Origin of the sequence: Candidatus Aquicultor secundus, assembly GCF_002791875.1 — a bacterium.
Lineage (GTDB): Bacteria > Actinomycetota > Aquicultoria > Aquicultorales > Aquicultoraceae > Aquicultor_A > Aquicultor_A secundus.
Genome location: NZ_PFNG01000109.1, coordinates 396 through 1199 on the forward strand (window position 1 = coordinate 396; position 804 = coordinate 1199).

Annotated in this window: 1 protein-coding gene; it reads right to left on the minus strand. The window is 47.4% G+C overall.

The features are described 5' to 3' along the window. Positions 1-95: 95 nt before the first annotated feature. A partial coding sequence (locus COY37_RS04620) for an S-layer homology domain-containing protein (protein ID WP_286976398.1) occupies positions 96-804 on the minus strand: 709 nt, incomplete at its 5' end.

Below are 804 nucleotides of genomic sequence, written 5' to 3' on the forward strand. Positions count from 1 at the left end.
GGGATTGGACTTATGTTAACAGGGGTTAGTAAGGCAAAAAATAAAGGCCCGTCTTTTGGGGGGCCTTTATTTTTGCTTGCTGTGTATTTTAGCTTTTACTGCTGTGTATTTTTGCCCTTATTCTTTTGTGTGTCCAGCAGCTTCATCATTTTAACGAGCATCTTGCATACTTCCGCTCGTGTTGCAAAGCTTCTAGGCTCGAAATTCCCATTCTTGTATCCGCTGATAATGCCGGCTTTAACGCACGCATTGATATGCTCCTTAGCCCAGTGTGTGCCAACATCTTTAAGCTTGCTCTCACCACGTTCGAGCTTCAGAACGGTTGAGATGATCTTTGCAATTTCGGCCCGCGTGATATTCTTGTCAGGCCTGAATAAAGTACCATCTGAGGTTTTGTAGCCGACCATCACGCCGTATTCACTAACCGTCTCGATATACACGACAGCCCAATGGTCTGCCCGGACATCTGTCAGAGATGAGGACGTCTCCGTGCTTAGAACCCAGTTCGCTCTCTTTATCATGATTTCGCAAACCATCTTGGCAAATTCAGCTCGCGTTACATCGCTTTGTGGGTGGAAAGAACCGTTCGCATAACCCTTAACGATACCGCTGGTAAGCAACTCTTCGATATAGCTACGTGCCCAGTGGGCATTAGTGATATCCTTGAATGTATCGGGCTGTTTGCTGCTGCTTAGGCTGGCGGAAATCGGGCCGGCCTTTTCACTTTCATTTGCAGGGGTTGCCGTATCTATGGCTGATAACCAATAGTAATACGCGGTGCCCTGCACGGCTGAAGCATCAACA